The sequence below is a fragment of the Bradyrhizobium icense genome, assembly GCF_001693385.1.
In the GTDB taxonomy this organism is placed as follows: Bacteria; Pseudomonadota; Alphaproteobacteria; order Rhizobiales; family Xanthobacteraceae; genus Bradyrhizobium; species Bradyrhizobium icense.
On record NZ_CP016428.1, the window covers coordinates 5,988,537 to 6,007,358 of the forward strand.

General features: G+C 63.5%; 11 protein-coding genes. 5 read left to right on the plus strand and 6 right to left on the minus strand.

Annotation, left to right across the window (positions count from 1 at the left end; genetic code table 11):
- Nucleotides 1-207: 207 nt before the first annotated feature.
- Both LMTR13_RS28055 and LMTR13_RS28060 read left to right on the plus strand, forming a co-directional pair.
- Nucleotides 208-5,505, plus strand: coding sequence for an apolipoprotein A-IV repeat region-like domain-containing protein (locus LMTR13_RS28055; RefSeq protein WP_065730599.1), 5,298 nt, complete (start codon nt 208-210; stop codon nt 5,503-5,505).
- A 329-nt stretch (nt 5,506-5,834) separates the two neighbouring features.
- The gene (locus tag LMTR13_RS28060; RefSeq protein WP_065730600.1) at nt 5,835-8,498 is read left to right on the plus strand and encodes a putative bifunctional diguanylate cyclase/phosphodiesterase; all 2,664 of its coding nucleotides are present in this window, start codon (nt 5,835-5,837) and stop codon (nt 8,496-8,498) included.
- A 26-nt stretch (nt 8,499-8,524) separates the two neighbouring features.
- On the opposite strand, the gene LMTR13_RS28065 is transcribed toward LMTR13_RS28060, so the two are convergent.
- From LMTR13_RS28065 to LMTR13_RS28075, 3 genes are all read right to left on the minus strand, one after another.
- The gene (locus LMTR13_RS28065) at nt 8,525-9,409 is read right to left on the minus strand and encodes an MlaD family protein (protein WP_065730601.1); all 885 of its coding nucleotides are present in this window, start codon (nt 9,407-9,409) and stop codon (nt 8,525-8,527) included.
- 110 nt (nt 9,410-9,519) lie between these two features.
- Nucleotides 9,520-10,290, minus strand: a complete 771-nt coding sequence (locus tag LMTR13_RS28070; RefSeq protein ID WP_065730602.1) for an ABC transporter ATP-binding protein — start codon at nt 10,288-10,290, stop codon at nt 9,520-9,522.
- Between the two features lie 2 nt (nt 10,291-10,292).
- Complete coding sequence (locus LMTR13_RS28075; protein ID WP_065733025.1) at nt 10,293-11,426, minus strand: MlaE family ABC transporter permease; 1,134 nt, start codon at nt 11,424-11,426, stop codon at nt 10,293-10,295.
- Between the two features lie 138 nt (nt 11,427-11,564).
- On the opposite strand from LMTR13_RS28075, the gene dgcA reads away from it, so the two are divergent.
- Entirely contained in the window at nt 11,565-12,560 is a 996-nt protein-coding gene (gene dgcA, locus LMTR13_RS28080; RefSeq protein ID WP_065730603.1) for an N-acetyl-D-Glu racemase DgcA, read from the plus strand.
- Here dgcA and LMTR13_RS28085 read toward each other — a convergent pair.
- Entirely contained in the window at nt 12,530-13,729 is a 1,200-nt protein-coding gene (locus tag LMTR13_RS28085; protein WP_065730604.1) for an MFS transporter, read from the minus strand. The genes dgcA and LMTR13_RS28085 overlap by 31 nt on opposite strands.
- A gap of 76 nt (nt 13,730-13,805) precedes the next feature.
- Here LMTR13_RS28085 and LMTR13_RS28090 point away from each other — a divergent pair, with 76 nt between their 5' ends.
- Nucleotides 13,806-15,098 (plus strand): hypothetical protein, encoded by a 1,293-nt coding sequence (locus tag LMTR13_RS28090; protein WP_065733026.1) that lies wholly within the window; start codon nt 13,806-13,808, stop codon nt 15,096-15,098.
- Between the two features lie 139 nt (nt 15,099-15,237).
- On the plus strand, nt 15,238-16,179 hold the full coding sequence (locus tag LMTR13_RS28095) for a diacylglycerol/lipid kinase family protein (RefSeq protein ID WP_197520930.1): 942 nt from the start codon (nt 15,238-15,240) through the stop codon (nt 16,177-16,179).
- 18 nt (nt 16,180-16,197) lie between these two features.
- Here the strand turns inward: LMTR13_RS28095 and LMTR13_RS28100 are convergent, their stop codons facing one another.
- Complete coding sequence (locus tag LMTR13_RS28100; protein ID WP_065730606.1) at nt 16,198-17,268, minus strand: linear amide C-N hydrolase; 1,071 nt, start codon at nt 17,266-17,268, stop codon at nt 16,198-16,200.
- Nucleotides 17,269-17,343: 75 nt separating this feature from the next.
- Nucleotides 17,344-18,717 carry a metal-dependent hydrolase family protein gene (locus LMTR13_RS28105; protein ID WP_065730607.1) on the minus strand — a complete coding sequence of 458 codons (1,374 nt, stop codon included), beginning with the start codon at nt 18,715-18,717 and terminating at the stop codon, nt 17,344-17,346.
- Nucleotides 18,718-18,822: the final 105 nt, after the last annotated feature.

Sequence of the window (18,822 nt, forward strand, 5' to 3'; positions counted from 1 at the left end):
GGACAAAGCTGTTAACGATGATTAAGAATGTCTTAATCGCGGCCATTTCATTCGCATCGCTCAACCAATAGGATGTTCGCGGACGGGTGCGGACAAGCTGCCGACGGGTACGCTTGCGTCCGCGGGGGCATGAATCCGGCTTCGAGCTTGCGGGGGTTTTTTGCAAGAACGGCTGGACGCGCAAAGTTTAAGAGGGCTCGGACTGACATGGCGAACAATCCGAAGAAGGTCAAAGATCCCACTGAAGTCGCGCTCTCTGCCATTCAGGAAGCGCTCAACATCAGCGACACGACCGTCGACAGCAGCCGAAATTCGATTGGCGGCGAACTCACGCCGCCGAGCATGCCCACCGCCGCACCACCTTACTCAGAAATGCAGTTCGACACGCGCGCAGGCGCCGAGCGACCGACGTTCGATCCGATCGAAGAGCCGCGCAGCCCCCGTCGCGCCGCCAATGACGATCGCGAAACCATCGGACAGATTCTGCAGGCGATCCAGAAGAACCATCCTGCCCGCAGCGTCTACACGCTTGCGACCGCGTTTGGCGGCGTCTGGGTGCTCGGCTGCGCCCTTCTGACCGTCAGCTTCCTGCCTTCGCTGCAGGCGGCGATCGGACAGAGCGGCGGCGTGCTGGTGCTGGCTGGCCTTGCGGCGTTGTTCTTTGCGCCGGTGCTCTTGTTCTATTTTCTCGCCAGCCTTGCCTGGCGCGGCCAGGAAATGCGGATGATCGCGCAGTCGATGGCGCAGGTCGCGATCCGCTTCTCCGAGCCCGAAGGAGCAGCCGCGGATTCCATGGTGACCGTCGGCCAGGCGATCCGCCGCGAGGTCGCGGCGATGGGCGATGGCGTCGAGCGCGCGATCGCACGCGCCGGCGAACTGGAAACGCTGGTCGCCAATGAAGTCGCAGCACTCGAGCGCGCCTATACCGACAACGAAGTGCGCATTCGGGCACTGCTGCAGGACATCGCGCATCAGCGCGACAATCTGGTCGGCCAGGCCGAGCAGGTTCGCAGTGCCATTTCCGGCGTCCAGATCGACTTGCGCCACGACATCGCGCTGATCTCGGACGCGATCGCTTCACGCGTCGACGAGGTCGCAAAAAGCATCACCGGCGCGCTGGAAGAGCGAGGCCAGCACATCACGAGCGCGTTGAGCCATGCCGGGGACAACATGATCCTCGCACTCGGCGAGCGCGGCGGCGACCTGCTCGATCGTCTGGAAGAAGCCAGCGCCGAGACCACACGCGCCGTGCTCGACGCCTCCGAGCGGCTGACCACCAGCCTCAATTTCAAGACCGGGCACGTCCACGACGAATTCGTCGATCTGGCCGATCGCGTCCACGAGGTGCTGAACGAGCGCATCGACCGCATCACCAGCGAATTCGAGCAGCGCTCCTCGACCATCGTCGACGGCATCTCGGACCGCACCGAGCAGGTCCACGACTCCCTGAAGAATTCCTCCGACTCGCTCTTGCTAGAGCTCGAGCTGCGGTCGGGCGATCTCGTCAGCAAGATCGATGATGCCGGCAACCGGCTGGCGAGTCGCATCCTTACCTCCGGCGACAAGGCCAGCGACGCGCTTGACGTCACGGTGAATACGCTGGTCGCCAAGGTGATCAGCCAGACCGAGAACGCGCACGACAGTCTCGCGCTGCAGATGAGCGCGTTCGACGAACTGGTGAAGAACCAGGGCTCGGAGCTTGCAGAAAAATTCGCCCGCGACAGCGGCACGCTCGGTGCGCTGATCACGCGGCATATCTCGGAGTTCGACCGCACTGTCAAAACCTTCGGCGGCGAGATCGTCGAGCGCATGGGGCAGCGGACCCAGGAGATATCAGACAGCCTGAAGAATTACGTCGACACCTTCGACACCCGCATGGTCTCGAACAGCGGCGAGATCACCGCTTCCCTCGATCAGCGGCTGCTGCAGTTCGAAACCCAGCTCGGCACCCGCGTCAGCAGCCTCGACGCTTCGCTCGACAGCAAGATCAAGTCGTTCGACGAGACCATCGACGGCCGCCTGAAATCGCTCGAGACGACATTCGATACCCGCGCGAAGTCCGTCACCGAAACGATCGATGACCGCCTCGGCACGCTGTCGAACTCGTTGACCGATGGCGCTGCGCAGGCAATCCAGTCAATCGACCAGCGGCTCACCCTGCTCACCTCCTCGTTGACCGACGGTACCGCGCAGGCAATCGCAGCGATCGACCATCGCATTGCCAACGTCACCGAAACCATCGACGGCCGCAGCGCCCACTTGACTGACACCATCCAAGCGCGATTCCAGGAAATTCACCAAGGCATTGAAACGCGAGTCGGCGACATCGCGAGCGGCGTCGAAACCCGCGTCGGCGATATCGCCAACGGCGTCGAGACCCGGGTTGGCGCCATCGCCGGGGACATCGATACCCGCGTTGCGCAATTCGAGGATCTGCTCGGCTCGCGCATTGAGGCCGTGGCCGGCCGGATCGAAAGCAGCGGCCGCCAGGCTAGCGAAGACCTGATGTCGCGCGCCGAAATGCTGTCCTCGGGCATCAAGTCGCATGTTGAGGACGCCGAGCGTTCGCTGACCAATCTCGTCGTCAACACCGCAGAGACCATCCAAACCGGCGCGCGTACCGCGCAGCAGTCGCTGCTGACGGTTTCCTCCGATGTCGGCGCACAACTCAAGCTGACCTCGGCCGAGGTCGAGGCCGCCCTCACCGCCGTCGGCACCGGCGCAGCCAATTCGATCCTGACCAGCGCCAAAGATGCCCAGACCACGTTGGTGTCGGCCTCCTCCGAGGCTGCCTCGCAGATCAAATCTCTCGCCGCCGACGTCGAGCGCACCCTCTCGGCCGCCGGCGATGCCACGGCCGCATCGGTTCTCGCCGGCGCGCGCGAGGCGCAGACCACGCTGGTGACCGCGTCCGCCGACGCCGCAAGCCAGGTCAAGTCGCTCGCCACCGACGTCGAGCGTTCGCTGTCGGTCGCCGGCACGGCAACCGCCGAGGCCGTCACCGCAGGTGCCCGTGAAGCACAGAGCACGCTGGTCGCCGCCTCTACCGAGGCCGCCAATCAAGTCAAGTCGCTTGCGGCCGACGTACAGCGTTCGTTGTCCCTCGCCGGAACGGCGACCGCCGAGGCGATCACGGCAGGCGCCCGCGAGGCCCAGAATACCCTGATGAACGCGTCCGCCGACGCGTCGACCCAGGTCAAGGCGCTCGCCGCCGACATGGAACGTTCGCTCTCGATGGCCGGCAATGCCACCGCCGAGTCGATCACGACGGGTGCACGCGAGGCCCAGAACACGTTGATCACGGCGTCCACGGAAGCCGCCAACCACGTCAAGTCGCTGGCGATCGACGTCGAACGCACGCTGACCTCGGTCGGCACCGACACCGCGACCTCCATCCTCGGCACCGCGCGCGAAGCCCAGAACTCGTTGTCTGCGACCTCTGCCGAGGCCGCCAACCAGATCAAGGCGATCGCCGCCGACATGGAGCGTTCGCTCGGCATTGTCACCGCCAGCACGACGGATACCATCCAGACCACCGCGCAAAACGCGCAGAGCGTGCTGGTGGCCGCAACGAACGAGGTCAACTCCAAAGTCAAGTCGACCTCGGCCGACATTGAACGTTCGGTGCTCGCCGCGAGCAGCAATTTCGGCTCGACGATGACCGGCAAGACCGACGAAATCGTCACCTACGTCCAGCAGCAGACCGACCGTCTGGCGCAGATCGTCGACAGCCGCCGCGGTTCGCTGGTCGAGGCGCTCAGCAGCAGGACCACGCAACTGGCGACCGACATCGACCGCGTCACCGCCGACGCCCTGAAGTCGATCGAGACCCGCGGCCAGGCGTTCTCGCAATCGATGTCGACCCACGGCTCGGAAGTCGCGCGCACGATTACCACCGCAGGCGACCTCGCCACCGGCGCGGTGGCCAAGTCGCTGAAGGACCTCGAACAGGCGTCGCGCTCGGCCATCGACCAGTCGCGTCAGGTGTCGATCGCCGCCGTCACCGAAATGCAGGAGACCAGCAAGATCCTGCGCACCGACACGGTGGCGCTGTTCGAGCGGCTGCGTGAAGGCAACATCCTGCTGCAGGAAGTGCTGACGGGCGCCCACGACAATCTCAACTCGCTGGAACGCGCACTGGTGACCCGCGTGGCCGACTTCGTATCCGCCATGAACGACGTTACCGCACGCAACGGCGTCGCGACCCAGACGCTGGAAGACCAGTTGACCGTGTTCAACTCCAAGAGCACGAAGGCGCTGGAGGATCTCGGCGCACTGTCGAGCGAGTTCGAGAAACACGGCAAGGAACTGGTGGAAGCCGCGGCGGTGGTCGAGCAGGCCAACCGCTCTACCACGACTTCGGTCGCCGATCGCAAGTCTCAACTTGAGTCGCTGGTCACCACCATCGACCTGCGCACCACCGATCTCGACCAGCGGCTGTCGCGCTTCACCGGCCTGCTCGACGAATCGCTCGCCGCGGCGGAAGAACGCGCCCGCGATATCGCGCGCGTCGTGGCGGAAACCGCCGGCGCAGGATCGGCCGCGATCAGCCGCCAGTTCGAAGCCGTGCGCGCTGCGGCCGAAAACGAGCGGCAGCAGACCCTCGACGCCATGAACGATCTGTACCAACAGAGCACGCATGAAACCGATGCTATGTTCAAGCAATCGACCGAGAAGTTCGCTGCGATGGTGCAGTCGATGAAGCAGATGGCGGCCGAGATGCATCAGGAGCTCGAGGCGACGCGCAACGAGCTGCGCCGCGGCGTGCTCGAGATGCCGCAGGAGGCGGCCGACAACACCGCGCAGATGCGCAAGGTGATCGTCGACCAGATCGAGGCACTTGCCGAGCTCAACCGGATCGTCGCGCATCACGGCCGCGGCCTCGACGTTGTGACTTCCGGCCGCGCCAGCGTGCAACGCCAGGAAGAGCCCGTGATGGCAGCGGCCGCCGGCGGCCGCAACGAAGTGCGGATGCGCGACGCCGGCAGCGCTTCGACGCTACCGCCGCCGGATCTCGGCATGCCGGCCCCGCGCCGCGCCGAAGCCCCGCCGGTCAGTCCGGTGAGCCAGGATGCCGGACGCGACGGATGGCTGTCCGACCTGCTCCACCGCACCGATGCAGGTACCGGACGCGAGGCTCCCCGTGGCCGCTCGCCGCAGGCCCCGGTCAATCCGCTGGAGTCGCTGTCGCTCGACATCGGCCGGCTGATGGATCGCAACCTCGCCGCCGAAATGTGGGATCGCTACCAGCGCGGCGAGAGCAAGGCGTTCAGCAAACGCCTCTACACGCCGGCCGGCCAGAAGGCGTTCGATGAAGTCGCCCGCAAGTATCGCGCCGACCGCAGCTTCAAGCAGACGGTCGACCGCTATATCGCGGAGTTCGAACGGCTCCTGGACGAAGTTGCACGCGAGGATCGCGGGCCGCAGGCGCTGCGCGGCCACCTCACCTCGGAGACCGGGCTGGTCTACACCCTGCTCGCGCACGCAGCGGGACGGCTGGGGTAAGGCCCAGACCGAGTGCAGAACACGAAACGGAGGCAGTGATGCCTCCGTTTTTCGTTTCAGCGCGGGTGGAGCGTACGACCGGCGGCCTCGCATGCCTGCAGCGCGCGCATGCGTTCCGCCCACCGCATCGCGTAGTCCGATCCGCCAAACGCCTCTCCGTAAAACCACGGTGCCATCCGCAGTACGAGCTGAAGATTTGCGGGATTCCAACGTACATCTCGTGGAAGAGCGTACGATTCCGCGTCGATTAAGTTCATTGCTACCAAGAGTATTTACGAGAGATTCTTGATTGCGGCTTAGTTTCCCGATCCGTGTCGGGACGAGATGGCATGAACTTGATTTCCAGGGCGCGAAGCCTGTTTGCCGTCGGCGAATGCTCGACGCCGCACGGCCGCGCGCTCGTGAGCGAACAGTTCCGCATCCTCACCAACCAGGTTCCGATCCTCTATGCCGTGCTGCTGCTGGACAGTATCAGCATCGGCTTCGTTTTGCCCTCATCCGTAAGCGGGTGGCTGAGATTTACCCTGCCCGGCGTGCTCCTGACCGTTAGCATCATCCGGATGATCCAGTGGATCAGGATGCGGGGGGTTGAACTTACACCGGAAGACTCCTACCGGTTTCTGGCGCGCATGCGGATTCTTTCCGCCGCCCTGCCCGCCGGGTTTCTGATCTGGACCTTGGCGCTGATCGAGGCCGTGGACCCCGCGCTTCGCGCACCGATCTCGCTTCTCGTCTTCATGGGCTGCATCGGCGCCGCTTATTGTCTCGGCAGCTTCCCACCGGCGTCCCGCCTGACGCTGCTCATTACGGGGTTGCCACTCGCGATGCGGCTGCTCGCTTCCGGCGAGCCACTTCTGGTTTGTATCGGCATCAATCTCGCCCTTGTGCTGGTTCTATTCGTCCGGATGATCAACACGAACTTCGGCAATTTCGTCCGGCTGATCGAAACTCAGGCCAGACTTGCCGAAGAGGGAGAGCGGGCTCGCGCCGCGCATACCTACCTGACGGAAGCGCTGGACGTCGTGCCAGAGGGATTGGCGATATTCGACAAGGACGATCGGCTAGTGTTGTGGAACCGGCAATACCCCAAGCTCTACGCTTCCAACGCGGCGGCCATCGTTCAGGGCGCCCACTTCAAAGACATTCTTCGTGCCGGGCTGACGCATCACCAATATGCCGACGCCGTCGGGCGGGAGGAAGAATGGTTCAGGGAACGCATGGCCCGCCATGCCCTGCCGCAAAGCTCCCACGAACAGCAACTGCCGGGAGACAGATGGACCCGCATCGAGGAGCGGCGGACAGCGGACGGCGGCAGCATCGGGATCCGAGTCGACATTACCGACCTCAAACGCAGCGAGGCTTCATTCCGGCTGCTGTTTGAGGAGAACCCGCTGCCGATGTGGGTGGCAGATGCGGACGCGCGGCGGCTGTTGGCGGTCAACGCCGCGATGTGCAGCCACTACGGCTATTCCCGCGAAGAACTGCTCTCGATGTCAGAACACGACCTCAGCGCAGACGGCTGCGCTCCGGCGGAGCCGACCCGCACATCGCAGGAACCCGTCATCCACAAGACTTCCGGCGGCAACCTCATCGAGGTCGTCATTGAAGCGCGGCCGCTGTCGTATCAGGGCAAGGCCGGTATGGTTTCGGTGGCGTTCGACGTAACGGAGCGCAACCGCGCCGAACAGAGGGTCAGGTATCTGGCGTCGCACGATCTCCTGACCGACCTACCCAATCGCGGCGCGTTCGACGCTCACCTTTCCGCGCTGATCCAGCATTCGGAAGAAGCTCGCGGCAGCTTTGTCGTGCTTTGCATCGATCTCGATCATTTCAAGGAGGTCAACGACCTCTTTGGCCATTCGATGGGCGACGCCCTATTGCGGGAGGTCTCCTGCCGGCTGCGGCAGGCTGCGCAGGGAGCCTATGTCGCGCGCGTTGGCGGCGATGAATTTATCGCCCTCACGCAGCAGGTACCGCTGCCCGGAGCCGGCGAATTGCTGGCGGCCAGAATGCGCGAAGCTTTCAGGCACCCGATCGAAATCGACGGCCACGCGCTGGAGATCGACCTCAGCATCGGCATGGCGCTCTACCCGCGCGATGGCGACAACCCGGCCACTCTGCTGGCCAACGCGGATGCCGCGCTCTATCGCGCCAAGCACGAAGGGCGCGGGGTGACGCGCATCTTCACCAGTGCGATGGACCGGCAGTTGCGCGACCGCCGCGCGATGGAGCACGATTTACGTTCCGCCGTCGAGAACGGCGAACTTTACCTCGAGTATCAGCCGCAGCGTCACCGGGATGGCAAGATAACCGGGTTTGAGGCGCTGGTCCGCTGGCAGCATCCGCTGCGTGGCTTGGTGACACCCGGCGAGTTCATTCCGGTCGCCGAGGATAGCGGCTCGATCGCGAAGATCGACGAATGGGTTCTGATGGAAGCCTGCCGGCAGGCATCATCATGGGACGAGAGCGTGCGCATTGCGGTGAACGTTTCAGCGGCGCAATTTCGCCGCGAAAATCTGGAGCACCAGGTGCGCCGAGCGCTGCGCGAGAGCGGCCTGCCGCCATCGCGGCTCGAGCTGGAGATCACCGAAGGCGTACTGATCGAGGACATCTCGCGCGCAAGTCTGACGCTCAAATCTCTCAAATCGCTTGGCGTCATGATTGCGCTCGACGATTTCGGCACCGGTTACTCGTCTCTGTCTTACCTGCAAGCGTTTCCGCTCGACCGGATCAAGATCGACCGCTCCTTCGTCATGTCGCTGGCGTCGAGTGCGCCCTCACTGGCGATCGTGCGCGCCGTGATCGGGCTCGCTCACGGCTTCAATGTCCCGGTGCTTGCCGAAGGTGTCGAAACCAACGAACAGCTCTCGATCCTGATGCGAGAGCGATGCGACGATATGCAGGGCTATCTGATCGGCCATCCGCACAAGGCGGAGCTGTATGCCGAGCATATGAAAGCCGGCGCCGGCGTCCGGCTCAGAACGGCTAGTTGATCGCCCGAAAAGGCCATGAGGGCCCCCTACTGCCGCTTCTGCCCGTTCGGTGTCCTCGCCGGTGGCGCCGGCGCTGGCGGAGGGGCCGCCGCCTGACTGTTGCTGCTGCCTCCCCCGAAGATCACCCGGGTCGGGTTGCGGTCGAAATTGTTCACGGCGCGGCTGATGTCGGAAAGCGTGCGGCGGCCATCGGCCATCAGTGCGCCCGATCGCTTGTCGAAATCCTCGGCCAGTTCGCGGATCGATTTCACCATGAGATTCAATTCGCCACCGGCAGCGCCGCCTGCGATCGTGTTCAGCCCGAGCATGAGACTGTCGGCCTTGCCCATGACGCCATCGACCCTGAGCATGACGTTGTCGATCTTCTCGGAGTTGCGCGCGAGTGCGGCCGTAAAGGTCTCGAGGTTTCGCAGCGAGTTCTTCACCGATTCCTGATTGTCGGCGACAAGCCGGTTGACGTTCTGCAATGTGGCGCGGATCGACTCCGTGACATCCTGCAGCGCGCTCGGATCGGCGGTCAGCATCGGGACGCCATCCTCATCGAGCGGCACGGCAGGAGCGCTCTCCTCGCCGCCCTTCAGCGAGATGGCGGCGACACCTGTCAGCCCCTGGAATTCGAGACCGACGAGCGTGTCTTTCCGAATCGGCGCGTTGTTCTCGACCATCGCGAGTGCGACCACGCGCCGCGGATTGTCGAGTTTGACCGAAACAACCTCCCCTATCCTAATACCGTTAAAGTTGACGCTGCCGCCGTTGCGCAACCCGGACGCCGGACCTTCGAATACAATGCGGATCGGGCTGCGCAGCTTGGTGGTGTGCAGGCTCTGAAACCACAGCACGAAGCCGAACGCGGCGGCGATCACCGCCAGCGTGAAGGCCCCGATCAGGACGTAATTCGCCCGTGTTTCCATAATTCAAGGTACTCCGAAATCAGATCTATCCAGCGTCGCCGATAGACCCGTCATTATCTCATGTTTGAGCACGGTCTGATCCGAAAAACCGATCACACTTTTGGGGGACCCTAACCCATCACAGCGCGGGCGCGCTTGCCGTGGAAATATTGCCTCAGCCAGGGATGCTGTGAGGCCTGCATGTCGGCAATCGATCCTGCTGCAATGATCTTACCGTTCCCTAAAACCGCGATGCGGTCGCAGGCCGTGTAAAGGCTGTCGAGATCATGGGTTACCATGAAAACTGTCAGGCCCAAAGTACGCTGCAGGGTGCGCACCAGCTCGTCGAAATCCCCGGCGCCGATCGGATCGAGGCCCGAGGTCGGCTCGTCCAAAAACACAAGTTCGGGATCGAGCGCGAGCGCCCGCGCCAGCGCCACGCGCTTGATCATGCCGCCCGAAAGCTCGGACGGATAACGGTCGGCGACCTCGGGCCGCAGGCCGACCATGCCGAGCTTGGCCACCATGATTTCGTCGAGCAGCCGCTGCGAGACGTTGAGATATTCGCGCACCGGAAACTGGATATTCTGCCGCACGGTGAGAGAAGAAAACAGCGCGCCTTGCTGAAACAGGATGCCCCAGCGGCGCTCGATGCCGCGGCGCTCGGACGCGCTCGCCGCGTCGAGATCGACGCCGAACACCTCGATCCGTCCACTGAGCTTGGGTACCAGACCGATGATGGTGCGCGTCAGCACCGATTTGCCAGCGCCGGAGGGACCGACAAATCCCAAAATCTCGCCGCGCTTGACGTCCAGATTGAGCCCGTCGAGCACCCGCGTCTTGCCGAACTGCACGGTGATGTCGCGGACGCGGATGATGGCGTCGGAGATTTCGCCCACCATGGTCACATCCCGATCGACGCAAAGAAGATGGCAAACACGCCGTCCATCACGATCACGAAGAAGATTCCCTTCACCACCGAGGACGTGGTGTGCTGCCCGAGCGACTCGGCGCTGCCCTGCACCGCCAGTCCCTCGACGCAGGCGACGATTCCGATGACGGCCGCCATCACCGGCGCCTTGATGAGGCCGACGATGAAATGGTCGATCGAGATGGCATCGCGCAACCGCAGCAGGAACGCTTCGGGCTCGACCCCGCCATAGAGCCATGCCACCAGCCCGCCGCCGTAAAGCGCCGCCATCGCTCCGAGGAACGCCAATATCGGCAATGCCAGCACCAGGGCCAGCATCCGCGGCAGGATCAAAACCTCGATCGGATCGAAACCCATCGTGCGCAGCGCATCGATTTCTTCCCGCATCTTCATCGAGCCGAGCTCGGCGGTGTAGGCCGAGCCCGAGCGGCCGGCTACCATGATCGCCACCAACAGCACGCCGATCTCGCGCAGCACCAGCACGCCCAGCATGTCCACCACGAAAATGTCGGCGCCGAACTTGCGGAAATGGAAAATGCCCTGCTGCGAGATGATGCAGCCGATCAGGAAGGTGATCAGCACCACGATCGGCACCGCACGCCAGCACACCTGCTCCAGATGATGGATGGTCGAGGTCAGGCGGAAATTACGGGGGCGAATGAGGACATGTGCGGCCGCGGCGAGCACCGCGCCGAGCATGTCGATCAGCCCGATCAAGGTGCCGCCAATGCCGGCCACGGCGCGGCCGATCTGCTCCAGCATGCCCGATATCGTTACCCGGTCAGTTTCGACGATTGGCTCGGCCTTCACCCGCCGCACCTCGTCGACAAGGCTGGAATAATTGGCCGAGAGCCCGGCGATCTCTGCCTCGACGCCGCCCTGGGTCAGGCTGCGGCGCAACCGCTCGATCAGCCAGGCGCCGAACGTGTCGAGCTTCGACACTTGCGAGACGTCGATCAAGATGTTGGGACGGGTCCCGCTGAGCTTCTCGGCGTCGGCGACCATGCGTTCCAGCACCGGCGCAAAGCGCGCCGTCCAGGAGCCGGCCGCGCACAGTGCCAGCCCGTTGCCCCTGGCTATCCGCTCCAATGTCGGGTCGCTGCTCAAAATGCCCACCCCTCGGCCGATACCGAAGCAAAACGCTAGGGTTCCGCACGCCGTACCGCCTTGTCGAATCTGCCCCTAACCAGCCATAGTTGGTAGCGGCGGGCAAGCTTACGGTTCAGAAAATTGCCAGATTTTAAAATGACTTCCAGCCTATCTCGAAAGCTTGCCGTCAGCATCGAACGTTGGCCTATCGCAGGCGCGTTCACCATCAGCCGCGGCGCCAAAACCGAGGCCGTTACTGTCGTCGCCACCGTGAGCCAGGGGGACCGTACCGGGCGCGGCGAATGCGTGCCCTACCCGCGTTACGGCGAGACGGCGGAAGCGACGCTTGAAGCCCTTAATGCGATGCAGGAACGCCTTGCCAAGGGACTGGACCGAGCAGCCCTGCAGGCGGCAATGCCCGCCGGCGCTGCTCGCAACGCGCTGGATTGCGCGCTATTGGATCTCGAAGCCAAGAACTCGGGTCAACGGGTCTGGACCCTGCTCGGCCGGCCGGCGCCACGCCCCTGCACCACCGCCTTCACGATCTCGCTTGGTACCCCGGACGCAATGGCGGCGGCGACCGCCAAGGCCGCGCACCGGCCGCTGCTCAAGATCAAGCTCGGCGGCGACGGCGATGACGCGCGGATTGCGGCGGTCCGCAAGGCGGCACCCGAATCCGAATTGATCGTCGATGCCAACGAGGCCTGGACGCCGGACAACCTCGAATACAACCTCGTCGCCTGCGCCAACGCCGGCATCACGCTGGTCGAGCAGCCTTTGCCCGCCGGGCGGGATGAGGCGCTGGCGCGCATCAAGCGTCCGATCGCGGTCTGTGCCGACGAAAGCGTGCACGACCGCGCTTCGCTCGAAGGCCTGCGCGCGCGCTATGATGCCGTCAACATCAAGCTCGACAAGACTGGCGGGCTCACCGAGGCGCTCGCAATGGCGGATGCCGCCCGAGCTCTAGGCTTCGAGATCATGATCGGTTGCATGGTCGCGACCTCGCTGGCGATGGCGCCAGCCATGCTGCTCGCGCAACAGGCCAGGTTCGTCGACCTCGACGGTCCCCTGTTGCTGGCGCGCGACCGCGATGGCGGGCTGCGTTACCATGGGAGCCTGGTCTATCCGCCGGAAGCCGCCTTGTGGGGCTGATGCGAGAGCCGCACCCGCGCCAGCCAGACTACCAGCCCGCCAAGCGCCGCCATCACCGCCATTACGTAATAGATGCCCTGTCCCCAGTTCTCATACATCATGCCTGACGCGACCGAAGCGAGGCCGGCGACGATGCCGCCGCAGGCGGTCAGATAGCCCTGTGCCCGCGCCATCACCTGGCTGGGCACGTGATGCAGCATCAATCCCATGATGCCGACCTGCGTCAGCCCAAAACTCAGCGCATGCGCGAGCTGAACGATCGCGAGAACAGCGAGCGGCAGGTCCTGCGCCGTCAAAACCCAACGCGCGGCTGCGCTCAGCGCCGCAATCACCACCAGCATCGACGGCTGCAGGCTGAATCGCGGCGACAGGGCGAACAGCACGATCTCGGCGATCACGCCGAGCACCCATAGAACTGCAATCGTCAACCCGTCGAACCCCGCTTGTTGCCAGGCAATCGATGCGAAAATGTAATACGCGGCATGGCTGCCCTGGATCAGCGCCGAGGCCACGATGATCGCGATGAAGCCGCCGTCGCGCAGCAGCGCGCTCGCGTCGCCCGTGGCCGGCCGAGCGAGCTTGGCATCGTCCAGCGGCTCCAGCGCGAGGCTGGCGAGCGCCCCGAGCGCCGCCGAGCCGGCGATGATCCAGATCAGATTTCGGGCGGCGATGAGATCGAACAGCATGCCGCAGACCAGCGCGCCGAGGACGAAGGCGGCCGAGCCCCATAGCCGCAACGGTCCGTAGTTGAGGCCGTAGCGTTTCACCCCCCGTAACGCATAGGCATCCGTGAGCGGCACCATGGGCGTCCACAGGCAGCAGGTCAGCCCGTAGATCAGGAACACCAGCACCGGTAAATGCTGGGTGCCGAGGACGAAAAAGCCCAAGGCGGTGGCAAAGGCGGTCACGATGATGCCGCCGCGCAAGGCCTGGCGCCGTTCCGCAAAGCCCGTCACCAGCGGAAGCGCCGTAAACCTGGTCACCGGAGGCACGGCCGTGATCAGCCCTATCCAAAACGCATCGATCCCAACCGCCTTCAACCATACCGTGAAAAACGGCAGATGGGTGCCGGTCATGCCGAACAGCGTGCCGTAAAACAGGGCAACCCGGGTCGCGAATCGCCTCGATGCGTCTTGAGAAGCGATGGGGATTTGTGATTCGCTTGGCATCAATTCAATTGCGATTCGGTCAATATCGTGTTGTTTCGTTATCGCAATGCGCGCTGATTTGCGCGAAGAGTTTGACATGGCCGACGAAGCATTCGCCCTATCGCCGATCTCAGCACGCGCCGCGCTGCCGAGCGAGGAGGACTATGCTGCGATCGCCGAAGCCTTCATGGAGACTTCGCGGGGCCGCTGGTTCCTGACCGAATACGCCAAACGCAACCGCAATGCCGACACCCGCATGGTGCTGGACGCGGTGGCGCGGATCGAGCAAAGCCTCACCGCCCAGCGGGAAGAGAACCTTCAGCGGGAAGCAAATTTGCAGCGGGAGGAAGGGCTTTCGGCGCAGCAGGCGGCCGAGGCCGTCGCTGCAGCTACCGCGGCGCAGGAGCGCCTGACCGAGGCGCTCGCCGCCATCCGCAGCGCGGTCGAGGCGGCCGAGGAATCGGCGGTCGAGGCGCTCGACAGCCTCGCCCTGGAACAGCGGCTGGCGCCGGTCCGCAAGGGCGCGCGGGTGCTGCGCGAAATCGCCTGGCGGTTGCGGGAAATCGGCAATGACGGACGAATTTGCGACCTGATCGATTCGCAGGTTACCGTCATCGAAAGGGGCACCGACCAGTTCTCCTCCGAGGAGGCAAGAGCAGCCCTCCGTGCTGCCTTTGCCGCCCTTCAGGACCGGCTTGTGGAATTCGGGGACGACGGCAGCGCACCGGCTACCGAGCCCGAGGCGGCGACTGCGCCATTCCCGGCCGCGCAGGAAATGCCGCCGGGAGCGGAAACAGCCTTCGCGCAGGAAGCACCGGGAGCGGCTGAGACGCCATTCACTTCGATGGCCGCATCCGCGCTGGCCGCGGCGGCCGCAGCGGAAGCCATGCTGACGGAAGCGGAAACGCCGCTCGCTGCCGAGACCGCGCCCGCTCAGGAGGCATCGGGGGAAGATACCTCGGTGCAAGACGCACCTGTCCAATCCACGGCCACCCAAGACAATTCGGCCCGGGACGCTGATGCGCAAGACGAGGCGATCCTCGACATGATCGCGATGGAGATGGGCGCGCCGGACCCAATCAGCGACGAGGAAATCGCCGAAGCGGTAGCTGAGCAGGTCCGCTTGGCGGAGCCTGCGCCGATCGCCCCTGAGATCGTCGCTGAAGCGCCCGAACCGGTCACCACGCCGTCGCCGCCACCGGTCCAACAGACGGTTCAGCCGCCTCCGCCGCCCGCAACCGCACCGGCGCCCGTGGCGGCCGTAGAAATGTCGCTCGGCTCGACGCTCATCGCGAGCGGCATGCTGCGAAAGCCGATCACGGCGGCCAACGACCCGCTGGCGCCGATCCGGCGCATGAGCCAGGCCGAGAAGATCGCGTTCTTCTCGTAACGCGCTGCCACCTTAAGCTCACCGGCTTCCATGACGCGCCTGCAGCATTTTTGTTGCACTTGCGAATAGTTCGCTTTCCGGTTGCTTCACTTCCTCGCCGAGATCAAGCTGGCGCAATTGCCTCCTTGCGGAGATGGCCGTGAAAACCAAAATCATCATCAATCCGATGGCGAACAAGGGTAAATGCGGCAAGCGGTGGCCACAGATTTGCGCTGAACTCGAACGACATCTTGGCCCGCTCGCGTCCTCGGATGTTGCGATGACGCGCGGGCGCAATCACGCCACCCAATTGGCGCGGGAAGCAGTCGAGGCCGGGTATCGCCGCCTGGTGTCGGTCGGCGGCGATGGCACCTTCAGCGAGATGATGAACGGCGTGATCGCGGATGATCGCCCGATCGCGCCCAACCTCGTGTTGGCGCAAGTGCCGGCTGGCACCTCGAACGAACTTTCCCGCTCCTTTGGCCAGCTTTCCCTCGCCGAGGCCAGCAAGGCCATCGCCATGGGGCACACGCGCAACATCGATGTGTTCCGCGCCGACGCCAGAGGCTATGAAGGCAATCAAGTGACGCGCTACGGCTTCGTGCTCGCCATCGTCGGCGCCGCCGCCACGATTTCCTGGCGCGCTCAGCGTGTGCCACTGTTGAAGCGACTCGGCCCGATCAGCTACGTGCTGATGACGGCGTTCACGACGCTGACCTATAGTCCGCGTCCCTACCGTATCAGGATCGACGACGAGGCCGAACAGAACCTGGCGATGTGGTCCTTGATGCTGTGCAGTTTCGACGGCGCTGGCGAAGGCCTGATGCTCGCGCCGGGCGCAGACCCCGGCGACCGCAAGCTCGATCTGATCCTGGTCGGCGACATCGGGCATTGGGAGACCCTGACCAAGATCGTCCCCAGGCTCGGCGACGGCAGCTATCTGGCGCACCCGAAAGTCTCGCGGCGCCACGCGACGCAGGTCACCATCGACAGCGATCGGATGGTCCGCGCCGATGTCGACGGCGAAAGCATCGGACAATTGCCGATGTCGATCACGATGCTGCCGTTCCACCTGAAGATGGCGGCGGTCAAGCGGCCGTAGGCGAGTTCGTCACGGTCGCTACAGACCCTGGAATTTGAACGGTGCTGTCTCCTTGAAGTGCCTCACCGCGTTCCCGGCGAAGACGTTCCGTTGATCCTTACCCAGATCGAGCTTCATGACCTTGCCCGTCTGCGGTGCAAAATTCACGTCCTTCAAATCGACCCAGAACGTGTTGGGGGTCAGGGCGGACTCGAAGAAATACAGTTTGCGTTTGTGATCGGCCACGGTGCGCCAACGCGTCGACGAAATGTTGGGTTCGTCTGGAGTAGCGATCCCATAAGGGACCGACACGTTGTGCATGATGCTGAGCACGCTCGCCAGCGCGATGACGGGGTCCTCATTCCTCGGTATTGCGTTTACATAAAAGGATGCCCGCGCGAACCGGTCGGCTGAACGGTTCGTTCCGGGAAGCATGACCGTGCCGCCGATCTCCTTCCAATACGCATTGAGAGCCAGTTGGTGCTCGAAGGTCGGAGAATTGGTCATCACGTGATACTGGCGGCCATGATGAATGGCCTGCTTGCCGCCGATATATTCAACGATCGCGCTGTCACCGGTAGCGTCTGACATCGACAAATGAAGGGTCGCCAGCCGCGTGTCACCGGGGATGGTGTCGGTGACGATCGTGAACGGCTCCCGTCGAAGAACGTTGACCGCTTCTTCGACCGTCGCAAAATTGTCGAGGACGTATTGCGCCCATGCCGCAATGGAAAGGCCGGGTTTTGATTGATCGAAAACCGGGTATTCGGATTCAGCAAGCCACAGAATATTGGCGGATAATCCCGCTTCGTTCAATCCATCGGATGTCGAAATGTCAAAGGCGGAGGCAATCACGCTGCCGTACTTCGAAACCCACTTCAACGAGTTCGGCCCGGCTTCTCCGCTGCGCTCCATCCCCCTCGGGAATATCCAGAGATTGGTGGCGATATCGGACTTCCAATCCATTGATCGGCCTGTGATCACTTCGTCGTTCGCCCCCAGATAGACGATGCGGGTACAGGCCTCAGCGTGGATCAAGGGCAGAGGTATGGAGCCGGCTAACATGCTCGCGCACAGAGTTGCCGCGAGCGATTTGTTGCGTGTGGACATGACGCTCTCCTGTAACGATCCCCCCAATAGCCGAGCGGGCGACTGATAGCCGGGCACGATGGAACGTCAGCTAGTCTAATTTAGCCTGCCGCTGGCAACGAGGTTCTTGTAAATCTTCCCGTCCTTCATGATGACGAGGAAATTCCTGGCGGGATCCTCGATCAGTTTGATGTTGTCGATTGGATTTCCGTCAACCAGCACCAGGTCAGCCAGCGCTCCTTCCTCCACCACGCCGAGCTTTCCCGGATAGGGATTGCGCTTACCGGATAGCGCCAGCAATTCGCCGTTCGTCCCAGTCGCCATGGCGAGTGCTTCGGCGGGGGTGTACCAACGGACAAGCGAGGCCAGAATTGCCCCCTGGCGCTGGGCCAGCGCGCGGGAGAACAGAACATCAGTACCCCATGCCGTCTTGAGCTTGTACTTCTTCGCAAACTCGTATGCCCTGCCTATGCCCGGCCAGACCTCATCCGCCTTGGCTCGCTCGACTGAACCCTCGGAAAAGCCTTGCCTCAACTCGTCGGGGAGCGGCTGCAAGCTCAGCCAAACGCCCTGCTCGGCGATCAGCTTGGCGGTTGCATCGTCCATCAGGAACCCGTGCTCGATACACTTCACGCCAACGGCGATCGCCCGTTGGATCGCAGCCGACGTGAAGGCATGCGCGGCTACATATGTGCCCCAGTTCTCGGCCGCTTCGACCGCGGCTCGCAGTTCGGGCTCGGTGAAGGTGACAGCGTCGATCGGACTGAACGGCGATGACACTCCGCCGCCCGCCGTCAACTTGATCTGCGACGCCCCGTGCATGAGCTGCTCGCGCACGCGCACGCGCACCTCGTCGGGACTATCCGCGACCATACTGCCGCCGATCTGCTCCATGCGCGTGAGCATGCCACCGATCGTTCTTGGCAGGTCGGAACGCTGCCGGAAGTCGCCATGGCCGCTGGTGACCGTGATCATGGCACCGGATGGGTAGATGCGAGGGCCGATGACGAGGCCCTCATCAATGGCTTGCTTGAGCCCAAAGCTCGGCCCGCCCACGTCGCGAACAGTGGTGAAGCCCCGCATGAGCGTGTCCGTCGCTTCCGCAGCCGCAAGAAGATTGTTGTAGCCGACGTCGCCCGCTATGGCGGCCGCCGGCGTTGGGCGGATCAACATCGCGTGCCAGTGCGCGTCGATCAGGCCGGGCATCAGCACGCGTCCCCCGCCGTCGATGACGACGGTTTGCGCAGTATCGGTCGTGGTCGCCGCCGGGAGAATTTTCTGAATCTTGTTGTTTCTGACCAGGACATTGGACGGGCCTGAAAGCAGGTCGCTCCTTCCGTCGAAGATACGGACGTTCTGAAACACTACAGCCGCGTCTTGCTGAGCTTGTGCAGGGCTTAAACCCGCCGTGAGACTCAATGCCGTCGATGCAGCGACTGCCAGGATTCTGACGATTAGATGCCAAGACATGGAAGACCTCGGCTGAGTTCGGCAAGAACCAGAAATATCGCAACTGTGACGAGCGACGTTGGAAGGTGTTTGGCCAGAGATCATGCTCAAACAGAAAGAAAGAGC

What these genes read in the sequence shown, in the direction of transcription:
- dgcA (WP_065730603.1), top strand. Translation starts at nt 11,565, where the DNA reads ATGACTTCCAGCCTATCTCGAAAGCTTGCCGTCAGCATCGAACGTTGG.
- LMTR13_RS28085 (WP_065730604.1), bottom strand. Translation starts at nt 13,729, where the DNA reads ATGCCAAGCGAATCACAAATCCCCATCGCTTCTCAAGACGCATCGAGG.
- LMTR13_RS28070 (WP_065730602.1), bottom strand. Translation starts at nt 10,290, where the DNA reads ATGGTGGGCGAAATCTCCGACGCCATCATCCGCGTCCGCGACATCACC.
- LMTR13_RS28090 (WP_065733026.1), top strand. Translation starts at nt 13,806, where the DNA reads ATGGCCGACGAAGCATTCGCCCTATCGCCGATCTCAGCACGCGCCGCG.
- LMTR13_RS28060 (WP_065730600.1), top strand. Translation starts at nt 5,835, where the DNA reads ATGAACTTGATTTCCAGGGCGCGAAGCCTGTTTGCCGTCGGCGAATGC.
- LMTR13_RS28105 (WP_065730607.1), bottom strand. Translation starts at nt 18,717, where the DNA reads ATGTCTTGGCATCTAATCGTCAGAATCCTGGCAGTCGCTGCATCGACG.
- LMTR13_RS28055 (WP_065730599.1), top strand. Translation starts at nt 208, where the DNA reads ATGGCGAACAATCCGAAGAAGGTCAAAGATCCCACTGAAGTCGCGCTC.
- LMTR13_RS28100 (WP_065730606.1), bottom strand. Translation starts at nt 17,268, where the DNA reads ATGTCCACACGCAACAAATCGCTCGCGGCAACTCTGTGCGCGAGCATG.
- LMTR13_RS28065 (WP_065730601.1), bottom strand. Translation starts at nt 9,409, where the DNA reads ATGGAAACACGGGCGAATTACGTCCTGATCGGGGCCTTCACGCTGGCG.